This window comes from Clostridium sp. J1101437_171009_A5 (assembly GCF_015547905.1).
Classification (GTDB): domain Bacteria; phylum Bacillota; class Clostridia; order Oscillospirales; family Oscillospiraceae; genus Pseudoflavonifractor_A; species Pseudoflavonifractor_A gallinarum.
The window spans coordinates 22,826-38,955 of sequence record NZ_JADMVY010000004.1 but is presented as its reverse complement, the minus strand read 5'-3'; the positions used below and the strand labels follow the sequence as shown (position 1 = coordinate 38,955).

General features: G+C 56.3%; 12 protein-coding genes, 3 tRNA genes and 2 riboswitches. Of the genes, 10 read left to right on the top strand and 5 right to left on the bottom strand.

Annotated features, from left to right (window positions below; genetic code table 11):
• Position 1 precedes the first annotated feature (1 nt).
• Positions 2-75 (bottom strand) — tRNA-Gln (locus I2C21_RS07280).
• A gap of 294 nt (positions 76-369) precedes the next feature.
• Positions 370-468, top strand: a riboswitch (purine riboswitch).
• Between the two features lie 59 nt (positions 469-527).
• Positions 528-625, top strand: a riboswitch (purine riboswitch).
• A 59-nt stretch (positions 626-684) separates the two neighbouring features.
• On the opposite strand from I2C21_RS07280, the gene I2C21_RS07275 reads away from it, so the two are divergent.
• The 6 genes from I2C21_RS07275 to ade all read left to right on the top strand — a co-directional run bounded on the left by I2C21_RS07275 (position 685) and on the right by ade (position 9,130).
• Positions 685-1,965 (top strand): amidohydrolase family protein, encoded by a 1,281-nt coding sequence (locus I2C21_RS07275; RefSeq protein WP_193538104.1) that lies wholly within the window; start codon positions 685-687, stop codon positions 1,963-1,965.
• A 105-nt stretch (positions 1,966-2,070) separates the two neighbouring features.
• A complete protein-coding gene (locus tag I2C21_RS07270; RefSeq protein ID WP_195278885.1) occupies positions 2,071-3,450 on the top strand; it encodes an NCS2 family permease in 1,380 nt (459 codons plus the stop codon).
• A gap of 135 nt (positions 3,451-3,585) precedes the next feature.
• A complete protein-coding gene (gene xdhA, locus I2C21_RS07265) occupies positions 3,586-5,883 on the top strand; it encodes a xanthine dehydrogenase subunit XdhA (protein ID WP_195278884.1) in 2,298 nt (765 codons plus the stop codon).
• Positions 5,884-5,898: 15 nt separating this feature from the next.
• The gene (gene xdhB, locus I2C21_RS07260) at positions 5,899-6,786 is read left to right on the top strand and encodes a xanthine dehydrogenase subunit XdhB (protein WP_195278883.1); all 888 of its coding nucleotides are present in this window, start codon (positions 5,899-5,901) and stop codon (positions 6,784-6,786) included.
• Positions 6,779-7,270 carry a xanthine dehydrogenase subunit XdhC gene (gene xdhC / locus I2C21_RS07255; protein WP_101691289.1) on the top strand — a complete coding sequence of 164 codons (492 nt, stop codon included), beginning with the start codon at positions 6,779-6,781 and terminating at the stop codon, positions 7,268-7,270. Before xdhB ends, xdhC begins: the two co-directional genes overlap by 8 nt.
• Before the next feature lie 66 nt (positions 7,271-7,336).
• The gene (ade, locus tag I2C21_RS07250) at positions 7,337-9,130 is read left to right on the top strand and encodes an adenine deaminase (protein WP_195278882.1); all 1,794 of its coding nucleotides are present in this window, start codon (positions 7,337-7,339) and stop codon (positions 9,128-9,130) included.
• A gap of 72 nt (positions 9,131-9,202) precedes the next feature.
• Here the strand turns inward: ade and I2C21_RS07245 are convergent, their stop codons facing one another.
• The gene (locus I2C21_RS07245; protein WP_101691287.1) at positions 9,203-10,813 is read right to left on the bottom strand and encodes a Na/Pi cotransporter family protein; all 1,611 of its coding nucleotides are present in this window, start codon (positions 10,811-10,813) and stop codon (positions 9,203-9,205) included.
• A 355-nt stretch (positions 10,814-11,168) separates the two neighbouring features.
• Positions 11,169-11,918 (bottom strand): tRNA (guanosine(46)-N7)-methyltransferase TrmB, encoded by a 750-nt coding sequence (gene trmB, locus I2C21_RS07240; protein ID WP_286167226.1) that lies wholly within the window; start codon positions 11,916-11,918, stop codon positions 11,169-11,171.
• 133 nt (positions 11,919-12,051) lie between these two features.
• On the opposite strand from trmB, the gene I2C21_RS07235 reads away from it, so the two are divergent.
• The 4 genes from I2C21_RS07235 (at position 12,052) to I2C21_RS07220 (ending at position 14,354) form a co-directional block, all read left to right on the top strand.
• Positions 12,052-12,128 (top strand) — tRNA-Pro (locus tag I2C21_RS07235).
• A gap of 3 nt (positions 12,129-12,131) precedes the next feature.
• Positions 12,132-12,219: transfer RNA gene (locus I2C21_RS07230), tRNA-Leu, on the top strand.
• A 671-nt stretch (positions 12,220-12,890) separates the two neighbouring features.
• Positions 12,891-13,454 carry a 50S ribosomal protein L25/general stress protein Ctc gene (locus tag I2C21_RS07225; protein WP_101691285.1) on the top strand — a complete coding sequence of 188 codons (564 nt, stop codon included), beginning with the start codon at positions 12,891-12,893 and terminating at the stop codon, positions 13,452-13,454.
• A gap of 93 nt (positions 13,455-13,547) precedes the next feature.
• Positions 13,548-14,354 carry a hypothetical protein gene (locus I2C21_RS07220; RefSeq protein ID WP_195278880.1) on the top strand — a complete coding sequence of 269 codons (807 nt, stop codon included), beginning with the start codon at positions 13,548-13,550 and terminating at the stop codon, positions 14,352-14,354.
• 257 nt (positions 14,355-14,611) lie between these two features.
• Here the strand turns inward: I2C21_RS07220 and I2C21_RS07215 are convergent, their stop codons facing one another.
• The gene (locus tag I2C21_RS07215) at positions 14,612-15,148 is read right to left on the bottom strand and encodes a hypothetical protein (RefSeq protein ID WP_101691283.1); all 537 of its coding nucleotides are present in this window, start codon (positions 15,146-15,148) and stop codon (positions 14,612-14,614) included.
• 115 nt (positions 15,149-15,263) lie between these two features.
• Complete coding sequence (locus tag I2C21_RS07210; RefSeq protein WP_195278879.1) at positions 15,264-15,782, bottom strand: hypothetical protein; 519 nt, start codon at positions 15,780-15,782, stop codon at positions 15,264-15,266.
• Positions 15,783-16,130 lie beyond the last annotated feature (348 nt).

Genomic DNA, 16,130 nt, shown 5'->3' with positions numbered 1-16,130 from the left:
TTGGCAGCGGGTGAAGGATTCGAACCCTCACATACAGAGTCAGAGTCTGCTGTGCTACCCTTACACAAACCCGCTATCTCTTGCGCACTCACAAGTGCAGGTTATATTATACTGACCTATCCCTCGTTTGTCAAGTCATATTTTTCTTTTTTTCAGACGTTTTCGGAGCACTTCTTTTTCCCATCACCATTTTCTCCCACTCAGGCCTTTTTTTGCCCTGTTTTTCTCATTTTTATTGACATTACGCTATATTTTCTCCCTCTTTCACAGAGGGCTTTCCATCTTTTTGTACAATTCCATAATAGCTTGATAGGTTGACAAAAAAATTTTCAGGAAGTATACTAAAAGCACAAGGAAAACCATAAGGTTTTCTATCCAAGTGAATGAACTTATATAAGCCCATAATATGGTTGGGCGTCTCTACTGGCTACCGTAAATAGCCGCGCTATAAGTTCCCGAGAGGAGATGATCGGGAATTTATTGTGCGGCAGGAACGGTGGTTTTTTTGTATCCGGCCCACTTCCAATCTATGTTCGTTTCCAGAGACTTATATAGGCCCAAAATCGGTTGGGTGTCTCTACCGGCTGCCGCAAACAGCCGCGCTATAAGTTTCCCTGATCCGGGACCTCTTCCCGCTGCTGTGAAGAGGTGGAAATCACACTTCAACGACAAAGGAGTACGACCATGAACGCTACCTCTTTTCTCTTGAAGGGCGATCTCTGTTATAGTGTCGACCCCAACACCCTCCGCTCCGTCCCCAACGGCTATCTGCTCTGCGTGGACGGACGCTGCGCCGGTGTCTTTGATACCATACCAGAGTCCTATGCGTCCCTTCCCCTGTTGGATTATACCGGCCATTTGATTCTGCCCGGCCTCACCGATCTCCATGTCCACGCCCCCCAGTACACCTACCGGGGCCTCGGCATGGATCTGGAGCTGCTGGATTGGCTCAACACCTATACCTTCCCTGAGGAGGCCCGGTTCCGGGACCTCTCCTATGCCAAGCAGGCCTATTCCCGCTTTGTGGAGGACGTCCGCCGGGGCCCCAACACCCGCCTGTGCGCCTTCGCTACCGTGCATCCGGACGCGACCCGGCTGCTGATGGACCTTTTGGAGGAATCCGGCCTGGTGGCCATGGTGGGCAAGGTCAACATGGACCGCAACGCCTCTCCCGACCTGCAGGAGGAGAGCGCGGAGGCTTCCCTGGCAGCCACGGTGTCCTGGCTGGAGGAGAGCGCCGGCCGCTACCAGCGGGTCTCCCCCATTCTCACCCCCCGGTTCATCCCCTCCTGCTCCGATCCTCTGATGGAATCCCTGGGCAAGCTCCAGCGGGAGCGCAATCTCCCGGTGCAGTCCCACCTCTCGGAGAACCGCAGCGAGGTGGAGTGGGTGAAGGAGCTGTGCCCCTCCTCCCACGGATATGGCGACGCCTACGACTCCTTCGGGCTGTTCGGCGGAGAAAATTGCCCCACCATCATGGCCCACTGCGTCCTCTCTGACGACGATGAAATCGCTCTGATGCGGGAACGGCAGGTCTACGTGGCCCACTGTCCCGCCTCCAATACCAACCTGGCCTCCGGCATCGCCCCCGCTCGCCGCTATCTAGAGGAGGGCATCCCCATGGGTCTGGGCAGCGATGTGGCCGGCGGCACCCACTGCTCCATTTTCCGGGCCATGGCCGACGCCGTGCAGGTCTCCAAGCTTCGCTGGCGTCTGGTGGATTCCACCCTCGCCCCCCTGTCGGCCACCGAGGCCTTCTGGCTGGGCACCATGGGCGGCGGCTCCTTCTTCGGTCAGGTAGGCTCCTTCCTCCCCGGCTATGAGTGCGACATCCTGGTTCTGGACGACCGCCGGTACAACCCGCCGGAAGCTCACAGCGTGCAGCAGCGTCTGGAGCGCACCATCTATCTCTCCGAGGACCGGGACATCGTCCACAAATTTGTCCGGGGCAGCCAGCTCTTCTAAGTTCATTCACGTATCTTGTTTTGTTTCATTCTTGTGCCCTTCCGGGAATGGTTCCCGGTTTGTTCCTTCCGCCTATGTTAAATGGAAAGAAAGAGAGGGATCTTCATGAATCAAACACTGGATCGATTGTTTCACCTGACAGAGCACGGCACCGATGTCAAAACCGAGGTCATGGCCGGTATCACCACCTTCATGACCATGGCTTACATCCTGGCTGTCAACCCCAGCATTCTATCCGCCGCCGGTATGGACTCGGGCGCCGTCTTTACCGCCACATGCTTGGCCTCTCTGCTGGCCACAGTGCTGATGGCCACCATGTCCAACTACCCCTTTGTACTCTCGGCCGGCATGGGCCTCAACGCCTATTTCGCCTACACCGTGGTCGGACAGATGGGGTATTCCTGGCAGACGGCCCTGACCGCCGTCTTCCTGGAGGGTATCATTTTCATCCTGCTCTCCCTGACCAGCGTGCGTGAGGCCATTTTCAACGCCATTCCCACCCCCCTCAAGCACGCGGTGTCCGCCGGTATCGGTCTCTTCATCGCCTTTATCGGCATGCAGAACGCCAAGCTGGTGGTGGACGATCCGTCCACCCTGCTCTCGGTCTTCTCCATGAAGGACGCCCTGGCCCAGAACACCTTCCACACCCAGGGCATCACGGTCCTGCTCACCATCATCGGTGTGCTCATCACCGCTCTGCTCATCGTCAAGAAGGTCAAGGGCAACATCCTCATCGGTATCCTGGCCACCTGGATCCTCGGCATCCTCTGCCAGCTGACGGGGCTCTATGTGCCGGACAACACCACCTTCTTCAGCCTGCTGCCCGATTTTTCCAACGGCATCGCCATTCCCAGCGTGGCCCCCACCCTGTTTCAGATCGACTTCTCCAACGTCTTTTCGCTGGACTTCCTGGTGGTTATCTTCGCCTTCCTCTTCGTGGATGTGTTCGATACCCTGGGCACCCTCATCGGCGTGGCCTCCAAGGCCAATATGCTGGATAAGGACGGCAAGCTTCCCCGCATCCGCGGCGCTCTGATGGCGGATGCCGTGGGTACCACCGCCGGTGCCCTTCTGGGTACCTCCACCATCACCACCTTCGTGGAGAGCGCCTCCGGCGTGGCCGAGGGCGGCCGTACCGGTCTGACCGGTCTGGTCTCCGCCGCTCTCTTTGGCATCGCCCTCTTCCTCTCTCCCATCTTCCTGGCCATCCCCTCCTTTGCTACCGCCCCCGCTCTGATCGTGGTGGGCTTCCTGATGGTCAGCTCCATCCTGAAGGTGGACTTCGACGATCCCACCCAGTCCATCCCCGCCTTTATCTGCATGATCTGCATGCCCTTTATGTACTCCATCTCCGAGGGTATCTCCATGGGCGTCATCACCTACGTGGTCATCAACCTCTTCGCCGGCGGCGAGAAGCGCAAGACCATCAGCCCCCTGATGTATGTTCTGGCCATTCTCTTCGCGGTGAAGTACTTCATCATCTGATTTTCCCGTTTCCCCCCTCGGGCGGGCCGGCTTCCCCTTCCGGCCCGCTTTCTCCGGCGGCCGGGGCCCCGACCGCCGGAGAAAGCGCAAGCCCCCATTCCAAGCCCCCAACGAGCCTGAAAGGAGCGATACGATATGGCAATTGGTCAGTCCATGCTTCGTGTGGATGCCCATGACAAAGTAACCGGCACCGCCAAGTATACCTCAGACCTGGAGCCCCGCGATTATCTGGTGGCAAAAGTCGTCCACAGCACCATCGCCTTCGGCGAGGTCAAGGCCTTCCATCTGGAGGAGGCCCTTGCCGTCCCCGGCGTGGTCAAGATCCTCACCTGCTTCGATGTCCCCGACGTCCCCTTCCCCACCCCCGGCCATCCCTGGTCGGTGGAAAAGGCCCATCAGGATGTGGCCGACCGGAAGCTGCTCAACCGCCGGGTGCGGTTCTATGGCGACGATATCGCCGCCATCATCGCCGAGGACAATGTAGCCGCCGACCGGGCAGCCCGCCTCATCCGCGTGGAATATGAGGAGTTCGAGCCCTATGTCACCGTGGATCAGGCCATGGCCCCCGGTGCGCGTCCCGTCCACGACGAAAAGCCCAACAACGTCCTGGTCCACTCCGGTTTCCAGGTGGGCGAGATGACCTATGACGAGGCTGTCGCCGGAGAGGATGATCTGGTCACTGTCCAGCGTACTTATCGGACCCAGACTGTCCAGCACTGCCACATCGAGCCCCCCACCTCCTTTGCCTATCAGGAGGGAGATAAGATCACCGTGATCTCCTCCACCCAGATCCCCCACATCGTTCGCCGGGTCATCGGCCAGGCCACCGGTATTCCCTGGGGCAACATCCGGGTCATCAAGCCCTACATCGGCGGCGGCTTCGGCAACAAGCAGGACGTGCTCTATGAGCCCCTCAATGCCTGGCTATGCACGCAGGTCGGCGGCCGGGCCGTCAAGCTGGACATCACCCGCGAGGAGACCTTTGCCTGCACCCGCGTCCGCCACGCCATCGACTTCCACGTTGCCGGCGCCGTGCGGCGGGACGGCACCATCGTGGCCCGCAAGTGTCTGGCCAACTCCAACCAGGGCGGCTACGCCTCCCACGGACACTCCATCGTGGCCAACGCCATCAACGGCTTCAAGCAGCTCTACCGGGACGAGAAGGCCCTGGAGTGCGAGGCCAACACGGTCTACACCAACATCGCCGTGGGCGGCGCCATGCGCGGCTACGGCATCCCCCAGTCCTGCTTCGCCACCGAGTGTCTGGCCGAGGATATGGCCCACGCCATCGGCATGGACCCCCTGGAGTTCCGCCTGAAAAACTGCATGCAGGCCGGCTATGAGGACCCCCACACTCACGTTCAATTCCGCAGCTACGGCCTCCAGGACGCCATCCAGAAGGGCCGGGAGCTGATCCACTGGGATGAGCTGCGTGCCAAGTATCAGAACCAGACCGGCCCCATCCGCCGCGGCGTGGGTATGGCCATCTTCTGCTACAAGACCGGCGTACATCCCATCTCGCTGGAGACCGCCTCCTGCCGCATGGTCCTCCACCAGGACGGCTCGGTCCAGGTCCAGATGGGCGCCACCGAGATCGGCCAGGGCGCTGACACCGTCTTTACCCAGATGGCCTCGGAGGTCACCGGTATCTCGGTGAAGAAGGTCCATATCTCCTCCTTCCAGGATACCGATACCACTCCCTTCGATACCGGCGCCTACGCCTCCCGCCAGACCTATGTCAGCGGCATGGCCGTGAAGAAGACCGGCGCCCTCTTCAAGCAGAAGATCCTGGAGTACGCCGGCTACGCCCTGCGCTACCCGGTGGAAAATCTGGACATCCGGGACGACCAGATCGTGGATACCGTCACCGGTGAGACTCTCCGCTCCGTGGCCGACATTGCGGTGGAGGCTTTCTACAGCCTGGACCGCTCCCAGCACATCACGGCGGAGGCCACCTCTCACTGCAAGGTCAACACCTTTGCCAGCGGCTGCTGCTTTGCCGAGGTCGAGGTGGACATCCCCCTGGGCAAGGTGAAGGTCCTCAACATCGTCAACGTCCATGACTCGGGCACCCTCATCAATCCTCAGCTGGCCGCGGCGCAGGTCCACGGCGGCATGAGCATGGGTCTGGGCTACGCCCTGAGCGAGCAGCTCCTCTTCGACGCCAAGGCCCGTCCTCTCAACGGCAACCTCCTGGATTACAAGCTGCCCACCGCCATGGATACCCCCGACCTGCAGGCCGCTTTTGTGGAGGTCCCCGATCCCACCGGCCCCTATGGCAACAAGGCCCTGGGCGAGCCTCCCGCCATCCCCGGCGCGCCCGCCATCCGCAACGCGGTGCTCCACGCCACCGGCGTGGCCATCGACTCCCTGCCTCTGGATCCCCAGAAGCTCATCACCGCCTTTACCGAGGCCGGACTCATCGACGACTAAGGAGGGTTTCGCGCCATGTATGATATGGAACAATACTACCAGGCCACCAGTGTGGCCGACGCCATCGCCGCCCTGGGGGCGGACCCGGCGGCCATGCCCATCGCCGGGGGCACCGACGTGCTCATCCAGACCCGTGAGGGCCGCCACGCCGGCTGCCATCTGGTCAGCCTCCACGGCCTCAGTGAGCTGAGCGCCATCCGGGAGGAGGAGGACGGCACCCTGGTCATCGGCTCCGGGTGTACCTTCTCTGAGATCACCAACTCCCCCCTGCTGCGCCCCCACATCAATATGCTCTGCCAGGCGGTGGATCAGGTGGGCAGCCCCCAGATCCGCAACATGGGCACCATCGGCGGCAACGTCTGCAACGGCGTGACCAGCGCCGACAGCGCCCCCTCCCTCATGGCCCTCAACGCCGTGCTGGAGATCCAGGGCCCCAACGGCAAGCGCCTCATCCCCATCGGGGAGTGGTACGCCGGCCCCGGCAAGACCGTCCGGCAGCATGACGAGGTCCTCACCGCCGTGCGCATCGCCCGTGAAAACTACGAGGGCTTCGGCGGACACTACATCAAGTACGGCAAGCGCGAGGCCATGGAGATCTCCACCCTGGGCTGTGCCGTGCAGGTCAAGCTCTCGGCCGACAAGCGCACCGTAGAGGATCTGCGCATCGCCTTCGGCGTGGCCGCTCCCACCCCCGTGCGCTGCCCCAAGACCGAGGCCATGGCCGTGGGCCGCACCGTGGACGAGGCCCTGGTCAAGGAGCTGGGCCAGAGCGTCCTCACCGAAATCAATCCCAGAGACAGCTGGCGGGCCTCCAAGGCCTTCCGGCTCCAGATCGCCAAGGAAATCTGCCGCCGGGCCTTCCGGCAGGCTGTGGCCTTTGCCGGAGGTGAAATCCATGCTTAAAATCATCCATGTGAAAGTGAACGGCAAGGAGGAAGAGCTTGCCGTAGACGTGCGGGAGTGTCTGACCGATACCCTGCGGGACCGTCTGGGCCTGACCAGCGTCAAGAAGGGCTGTGAAGTGGGCGAGTGCGGTGCCTGTACCGTCCTCATTGACGGAAAGGCCGTCAACTCCTGCTGCTACCTCAGCGTGTGGGCCGATGGCCACAGCGTCCTCACCGTGGAGGGCATCAAGGGCCCCAACGGAGAGCTCTCCCCCATCCAGACCGCCTTTATCGAGGAGGCCGCTGTCCAGTGCGGCTTCTGCACCCCCGGCCTCATCATGACCGCCGTGGAGATCGTGGGCACCAACAAGCAGTACAACCGGGATGAGCTGCGCAAGCTGATCTCCGGCCACCTGTGCCGCTGCACCGGCTATGAGAACATCCTCAACGCCATGGAGCGCATCGTGGCTGAAAATCTGGCCCGCCAGCAAAAACTCAATTGATTCGAAATACGGGGGACCTTCCGGTCCCCCGTATTCAACCATTTGGACTCAGAAAGGAGCGTCTGTATGAAAAATGTCTTTTGCCGCACCCCCCTGTGGGAAGCCTCCAAGACTTTGGCGGCCGTGGCCCAGGGACTCACGCCCGCGGAGCTGGTGGTGAAGAATGCCACCCTCATCAACGTCTGCACCGGCGAACTCCAGCCCCACACCGATGTGGCCTGCGCCGCCGGACGCATCGCCTATGTGGGCCCGGACGCCTCCCACTGCATCGGTCCTGAGACCCAGGTGGTGGACGCCGGGGAAGCCTACCTCTCCCCCGGCCTTCTGGACGGCCACATCCACATCGAGTCCTCCATGATGCCGCCCCGGAACTTTGCCCGTGCCGTGCTCCCCCGGGGCACCGTGGGCGTGTACTACGACCCCCACGAGATCTGCAATATACTGGGGCCCAAAGGCGTCTCCTTCATGATGGAGGACGCCGCCGCCACCCCCCTCAAGGCCATGCTCACCATGCCCTCCTGCGTGCCCGCCGTCCCCGGCTTTGAGGACACCTGCGGCTTTGTGGGGCCGGAGGATGTGCGCCAGTTCATGGAGGACGGGCGCACCGTGGCCCTGGGCGAGATGATGAACGACCCCGGCGTCCTCTCGGGCGCGGACGGCCCCCACGCCATCCTGGCCGAGACCGGCAAGGCCGGACGGACCATCACCGGCCACTATGCCATGGCTGATCTGGACCGGGGCCTCAATGGCTACATCGCCTCCGGTGTGCGCTCCTGCCATGAGTCCACCCGTCCGGAGGAGGCCCTGGCCAAAATGCGCCTGGGCATGTACGCCATGCTCCGGGAGGGCTCCGGCTGGCGGGATCTCCACGAGGTGGCCCGAGCGGTCACCGAGCACCAGGTAGACAGCCGCTTTGCACTGCTGGTCACCGACGACGCCCATCCCCAGACCCTTCGGGCGGAGGGCCATGTGGACCGGCTGCTCCGCCGGGCCGTGGCCGAGGGGATCGACCCGGTGGCCGCGGTCCAGATGGTCACCATCAACTGCGCCCAGTGCTTCCAGATGGACCATGACCTGGGCTCGGTCACCCCCGGAAAATGCGCCGATCTGGTCCTGTTCACCGACCTGAAGGATTTTGTCGTCCAGAAGGTCTTTATCGACGGGAATCTGGTGGCCGAGGACGGCCATCTGACCATCGACATCCCGGAGGCGTCCTATCCGGACTTTGTCCGCTCCACCATCCATCTGGACCCCATCAAGGCGGAAGATTTCCTCTACCCCGCCCCCTCCCAGACCATCCAGAAGGTCCGCGCCATCGGTGTTGTTCCCGGCAAGGCCCTGACCCGGGAGTATATCGCCGCCCTGACCCCCCGCAACGGTTATCTGGAATCCGATCCGGTCCAGGATGTCCTCAAGGCCGTGGTCTTTGAGCGGCACAACCGCACCGGGACCCGCGGCCGGGGCTTTGTCCATGGCTTTGGCATCACCAGCGGCGCCATGGCCTCCACCGTGGCCCACGATGCCCATAACCTGCTGGTGCTGGGCACCAACGACGCGGATATGGCCTTCGCCGCCAATACTCTCATCGAGTCCCAGGGCGGCATGTGCGTGGTGCGGGACGGGAAAGTCCTGGGCCACATCCCCCTGCCCCTGGCCGGCGTGATGGGTGAGCGCTCCCCCGCCGAGATGGCCGATCTGGCCCATCAGCTGGGTCTGGCTTGGAAGGAGATCGGCTGCATCCTCCCCGCCCCCTTCATGACCATGGCCCTTCTCTCCCTGGCCTGCATCCCGGAGCTGCGTCTCACCAACCGCGGGCTGGTGGACTGCCGCACCTTCCAAATGACAGACGTTTGCTTGTAATCGTCCAGACAGCAGCAAAGCCCCGGAATCCAAACATGGATTCCGGGGCTTTTTTCTTTCATAACATTCCGCTTAGGCAGCCTGCTTGGGGCAGAGAGCCTCGGCAATGTTGAGCATGTGGTCCAGCATACGCTCGATGTCGGTGAGGATCTCGCTGTACAGGATGCTCAGCTCGGGGTCCACGTGACCCTCCCGCATACGGCGGATCTGCGCGGCGCGGTACTGGCGGTTCTTTTCATCGCTGTCCGCCTCCAGAATGGCCACGGTATCCAGCGCGCGCTTCCGGTTGCTGTCGTCCTCGAAGTCAATGGCCAGCAATGCATGGGTGGCCAGGGTGCGCAGGTTGGTCAGCTCCTTCATGGTCTCATCGTCCATGTGGATATGGCGCTTCTTCAGAGGCTCCAGATACTCGGCCATGTTCATGGCGTGGTCGCCGATACGCTCAATGTTGCCGCAGACGATCAGCATGCGGTTGAAGCGGTCGGAGTCGGCCTCCGACATCTCGTGGGTGGAGGTGCGGCCGATGGTGCGGGTGATCTCCGCGTTGTAGACGTCGATCCGGTCCTCCTGCTCGGCCACGCGGCTGAGCTTGCTCTCATCCCGCAGCAGCAGGGTGTCGAAGGCCAGTTCCACATTCTCCCGGGCCAGGGCAAACATCTCCGCCTCCTGCTTCTGCAGCTCAGACAGGGCAATGGCGGTGGAGCCGATGCCGTGCTCGTTGACGGGGTGATAGCCCTCCTCGCTGGTGTGGTCGGGCAGGATCCGGCAGGCCACCTTGGCCAGCACATTGCCGAAGGGGAAGAGCACAATGGTGGTCACCACGTTGAAGATGATGTGGGTGGCGGCAATCTGGCCAGGCACATTGCCGGGCAGATAGCTCTGGATCAGGCCCGTAAAGTCCGTGGTCAGGCAGATGATGGTAAAGATCACGGTACCGATCACATTGAACATCAGGTGGATGAGGGTGGTGCGCTTGGCGTTGCGGTTTCCGCCCAGGCTGGCCAGAAGAGCGGTGATACAGGTACCGATGTTCTGGCCAAAGAGCACAAAGACCGCGTTATCCAGTCCCACCACACCGCTCAGGGCCAGCGCCTGAAGGATACCGATGCTGGCCGAGGAGCTCTGGACCACCGCGGTGAAGAGCGTGCCGGCCAGAATGCCCAGGATGGGATTGGAGAAGGAAGTGAGGAGATTGACAAAGGGCTCATAGTCCCGCAGAGGAGCCATGGAGGAGCTCATCAGCTCCATGCCCAGGAAGAGGATGCCCAGACCGGCAACGATCTGGCCGATGCAGTTGATCTTCTGCTTCTTGAACATGGTGATGAGCACCACGCCGAAGAAGGCCAGCAACGGCGCGATGAGGCCCACGTCCAGCGCAATGAGAAGGCTGGTCATGGTGGTACCCACGTTGGCGCCCATGATCACACCGACTGCCTGCTGAAGGGTCATCAGGCCGGAGTTGACGAATCCCACCACCATGACAGTGGTCGCCGAGGAGCTCTGAATGATTGCCGTAATACCGGCGCCCACCAGGACGCCCAGGATCCGCTTGGAAGTGAGCATTTCCAGAATGGACTTCAGGCGGTCACCTGCCGCGATTTCCAGACCCGCGCACATAATGTGCATGCCGTACAAAAACAGGGCAAGTCCGCCGAAGAGCATAAAAATGTCTTCCAGTTGCATTTCATTTTCTCCTTTGTCCACGGCCTGCGCCGTGCTGTTCATAGATTTTTTACATTGCAGACAATATTATGACAAAAAATTCAGAATCCTTCAAGAGCATACTCGATCTATTACATATTTTTTACACGTTATTTACAATACGGCCTTTTTTTCCGCGTTTTATCGGCAAGTATGCCCTCATATCATCCAGTATTTTCTATATCTGTATAAATCCATTATGTCCGTTCCGGCCCCTTTTCTTTCCAGATGATAAAAAAGAGCTGCCTGAGACGCCGCGCAGATCCGTTCCGAAGATGGTCTTTCTCGGAACCGACCAGCGCCAGCTTCTCAGGCAGCCTTTCTTTTTCTGGATTAATTAAGGCTCCTCACGCTCAGAAGAAGCCTGCAATTCTTCCGGGGACTCCTCTTCTTCCCCTTCCTCCTGTCCGCGGGGCTTGTCCAGCGGGTCGATCCACCCGGCCATCTCGGCGGGCAGCTCCCCCATGGTGCCCACGCAGCGGTTAATGGGCGTGCCCATGGCGTGGAATTTCTCCTCATAGTCCGTCATCACGCCGCAGATCCCATTGCCGTGCAGATCCCGCGTCACCTCAGACAGGGCAAACCCCGCCTTCGGGAACTGGAAGAGGGACCACTCATACAGATCCCGGTTATCGGTCTTGAAGTGGATCTGGCCGCCCTCCTTCAGTACCTGGCGATACCGCATCAGGAAATCCGTGTGGGTCAGGCGGCGTTTGCTGTGCCGGTTGGAGGGCCAGGGATCGCTGAAATTCAGATAGATCAGGTCCACTTCCCCGGGTGCAAAATACTCCCGCAGCCGGGCGGCATCGGCATCGATGAAATACACATTGTGCAGATCCATCTTCTCGGCCCGCTCCATGGCGATGATCATGGCGTCAGCCACCCGCTCGATGGCCACAAACAGGCACCCCGGGTTCTGGGCCGCCGTCTCCACCGTAAAGCGTCCCTTCCCGCAGCCCACCTCCAGACGCAGTTCTCTGGCCTGGGGGAAAAGGCTTCTCCAATTTCCTCTCAGCTCCATCGGATTCTGGATCAGGAGCCCGGCGCACCGCTCCATCCGATTTGCAAGGTTCGGTTTTTTCCGCATTCTCATTTGATCTTGTCACCTCTCAGCCCATATCATAACACACGAAATTTTCTCTTGCAATCCTTAGCGAAATGGTTTATAATATCTTTCGTTGCATCGGTTCTTGAAGCGGTGCATGATGAGCAGGACCGATCCGGGTGTAGCGAAGTTTGGTATCGCGCGTGGTTTGGGACCACGAGACCGCAGGTTCAAGTCCTGTCACCCGGACCACATGCGCGAGTGGTGGAATTGGCAGACTCGCTAGATTCAGGTTCTAGTGTGCATTACGCACGTGCGGGTTCAAGTCCCGCCTCGCGCACCATCGTCGGAGCAAGCTGAACGGCTTGCTCCGACTTTTTTATACAAATTAGAGTACTCTGTCTTCTGGAATCTGTATATCCCAAGCAAACAGGGTAAGGATATCTTCTCTTTCGCCATTAGCCTGATAGTGGAAAATCATATATGAGCGAGCACCTCCATAATCATACTGCCTCACTTTGGTATCGTCATGTAATGAAAACTGTCAATTCATCCTAAGCGCAATAGCAAATCTGCAAGAGCTTGGAACCCAGACGCCTGCGGCAGCGTATGTAGAATGGCACGGTTGCCCGGATACATTGCCTATCTAATAAAAACATGAACTATGGGCGTACGTTGGATTTCTTATAGGTACTCTATGAATGATGCCCAAAAGACTGTCGTGAACAAGATAAAAGGGTTGCTTTTAAGTTTTACTTGTGGTATACTTACAGAAATATAAAAAGAACCGTCTATTATAAGAAGGGCTTTTGACATTGCGCTGAAAGGCGTATATGAGAAGCTCTTCTTTTTTTATATTTTTAAGAATCAAATCCAAAAAGAACCGTCTGTAAAGAAAGGCTTTTGTTTTTTGCCGTTGGGCATGATCCAAAAGTCTTTCTTTTTTTACACTTTTACGCTATATCAACGCAACGCGCGGTATAGAACATAATCCAATATAAAAGGAGGATCACAATGGCAATCATTAAAGTTGAGAAACGGAATGAGGCGTTAAAGCCCAGACAGCTGCGCCAAAAAAATCTCGTTCCCTGCTGTGTCTACGGAGGAACTCTGACGCAATCGGTTTCCATCCAGATGGACCGTCAAGACGCCAATCTGCTGTTCCGTACAAAGCGTCAGGGAAGCAAGGTGACACTTGACTTCAACGGGCTGTTAATTCAGACCCAAATCAAAGAGAAAAAGAGGAATATGCTGAACAATGAAGTGGAGCATTTCAGCTTCCAGGCCCTTACAGATGGACAAAAAGTCAATAGCGTTGCACATATTTTCTTGCGAAATGCAGATGTTGTTCCCGGTAATCTGGAGCAGCTCCTCTTTGAAGTTCCCTTCTCGTCCTTGTCGGAAAATATGATCGATACTGTGACCATTGATCTGGAAGGAATGCCTGCCGGGACAAATTTGACCCTCCAAGACATTCCTGAATTCCAACACGAAGGGATTACTCTACAAATTCCAAAGAATACCATGGTCCTGCGCATTCGCGAAAAGAAGCGGCTGCTCGCACCATACGCCGGATAATCCAGAAGATTACCGTTCCATAGTCGGAAGAGCCTCCATCGCTTGTCAGCACGACGGCATAGAGGCTCTTTCCGTGTTCGAAAGGAGGAGCATATGCAGCTGATCGGCAAAGCAATCCAGCATAACGTATTGGGACGTGGAATTGTGACGGGATGGAACGAAACCAAAATTACTATCTGCTTCCCGGAAGGGGAAAAGCACTTTATTTATCCGGACGCGTTTACAAACTTTCTCACCTTAAAGGACAAGACTGCCCAAAAGCAAATCAATAAATTGCTCGATGAACACAGAGCACTTAAAGAGGCAAAATTTCAAGCGCTAAAAAAGATGCAGGAGCGGAAAGCGCTCTTAAATAATTTCAAAATCTCAACACAGGGGCAGGCGGTTTTTGACATCAAGCCCGATCAAGCGGAAGAAGTCTTCTCCACCTGGTCTGTATCAACCGGCAGCTATCTAAGCGGCTCCTCCCAAGGAGAAGTGCGTATTCCAGAACGCATGAAGCCTCACTCTATGTGTCTGCTGACCACACGCCCTGCCGGACAGCCAGAAATGGAACGGCACATTATTGGGGCGTTCATGGTTGAAGAAGATTTTCTGGGCGACTATTGCCATAACGGAATCATAAGAGCACATCCAGAGCACCGTTTACAGCTTCCTCCTGAACACCAAAATCTCTTTTGGCCCTATGTAGCTCCGACTTCAGAAAGACGCATCTGGGGCAGAGTTGCATTGAAATATATGTCCAACAAACTGGGCGAAGAGATTCTGTTTGATATAAAAGAATTACCGCTGTGTGACGAACTCAAAGAGTGTGCAGATCTGTTTTATCGGTATTATTGCAAGCTCAACCGTATACCTCAACGATACGAGGGAGAAGATCCGGTTACATATCATTACTGACTTTCTATCGAGCTCATTTCCAAATGTGTATTTTTTTATTTTTCTTGGCAAGCTGGTGGAGGCTGCACCGACTTCCTTAAGGGGACCCAAGACGAATCAGGCATGGCAACTTACTTCAGTATGGGCCTCAAAAAGGTAGAAACAAAAATGCCGTTGCAGGATTTTATAATATCCTCAACGGCATTTTTATGGAACAAATGGTACAGTGAAACAGGCTCGAGATTCCAATCAGGCACATAAACTTCACCAGTTTATTTTTAATCAACCATGTATTCTTTGATTTGCCCTACTTTTACACAGTAATGGCTGTGGGCCAATCCAAAATATAAACATAGTTCTTCGGATAAATCCTGAAATACCAAAAATATTTCAATCAATGTACAGGCCAAAAGAAATTGCAATGCAGCCTGTTCCCAAGGCATATTATTGCTTTGAAAATACAGCGCGCCTGCTTCTGGGCAACTACCACACACAGTTGTTTTCTCTTGCATAGAAAACAACACTTTCTGCGAGAGCATTTCTTCATTCGGTGCATCCGGAATACTGCCAATTGATATTTGCCATTGCTTCGATGGATTTATTTGAATGTAAAGGATACTATTTTCCTCGTTCCCAACTTCAACAATATTACGAACTGCTCTAGATATCCGTTTACGAATCTTGAACATATCTAAGAATTCGAACCGAAGCAAGGTTCCTTCATCAATTACTGAATTGGTGATACTGCTAAAGTAGAACTTCCTAACATCCGAAACTGGAATTTTTTTCATATTACTCAGCAGTTCTTTAATCAAATGTGTACGCATCCTAATTGTCCTCGTTTTAATATGTTCTGCACAAAAGAATTTGTGTCTTCCAAATGCTCATCCCTTAGTTCAGCATGACTATATCTCCATTATCTGTGCTAATTTAATGGTTTAATTTGTTTAGTGTAGAGTAAATCAAAGACATGAGTTCCATCTCACTGCGAAATGCCTCTGGCCGCATTTCTTTTTCTATCCAGGCAACCACACCCTGCATAGATGTGTATTTTCTGGAATAAACTCTGATATAAACGCTGGCCATCTTCCCTCTAGTAATCCTAAGGTTTGATCTAGGGGGATCCGAAGAATAATTCTTTTTTTCTAAAGAGATACAGGAAGACTTCCCCCGCAACTGAGTATCGCGCATAGGTTTTCCTGCCAAATCCAAGCGTTCGTCAATAATGAATAGCATTTGGTCAAGGCTTCTAAAGCTACGCGGCTCATCCATGTAACAGCTATATACTCTTCCAAATACCAAACCGAACTCAAAGCCATCCACACATACCATCATAGTGGCTGTGGAATCCGGTTGTATACTGCCTTCTCTCGGAAGATCATCCTCCAGAATGCACATGTCCTTTAGCACATTTTCTGGCACGATAATCATATTTTCTGACTTAATCATGATATTCCCTCAACCGGTAAATTAAATATTGTTTCATATCGTGGACTCTAGTTGTACGAATGGGAGGCTGATTTTGGGTCAAATATACAAAGCAATCACTCCAACTTTCGCTTGAAAAAGCCTGAGCTGGAATCTGCTCTATTACTCGAAGCAATCTCCATCGAGGCGTATGTCGGAGGTCTGAGAGATATATACAATTTGTCTTATAAGTAAGGTAATCTAGTAAAGATAAGTCTATAACTCTATCGACGGTCATTATACTCCTCCCGAAAAATTCAATTGCTTCCCTCACTCGTTCCTTCTTTCACAGCACAAATAGCAAATCCTACTTGCCTTGTATTATCAATT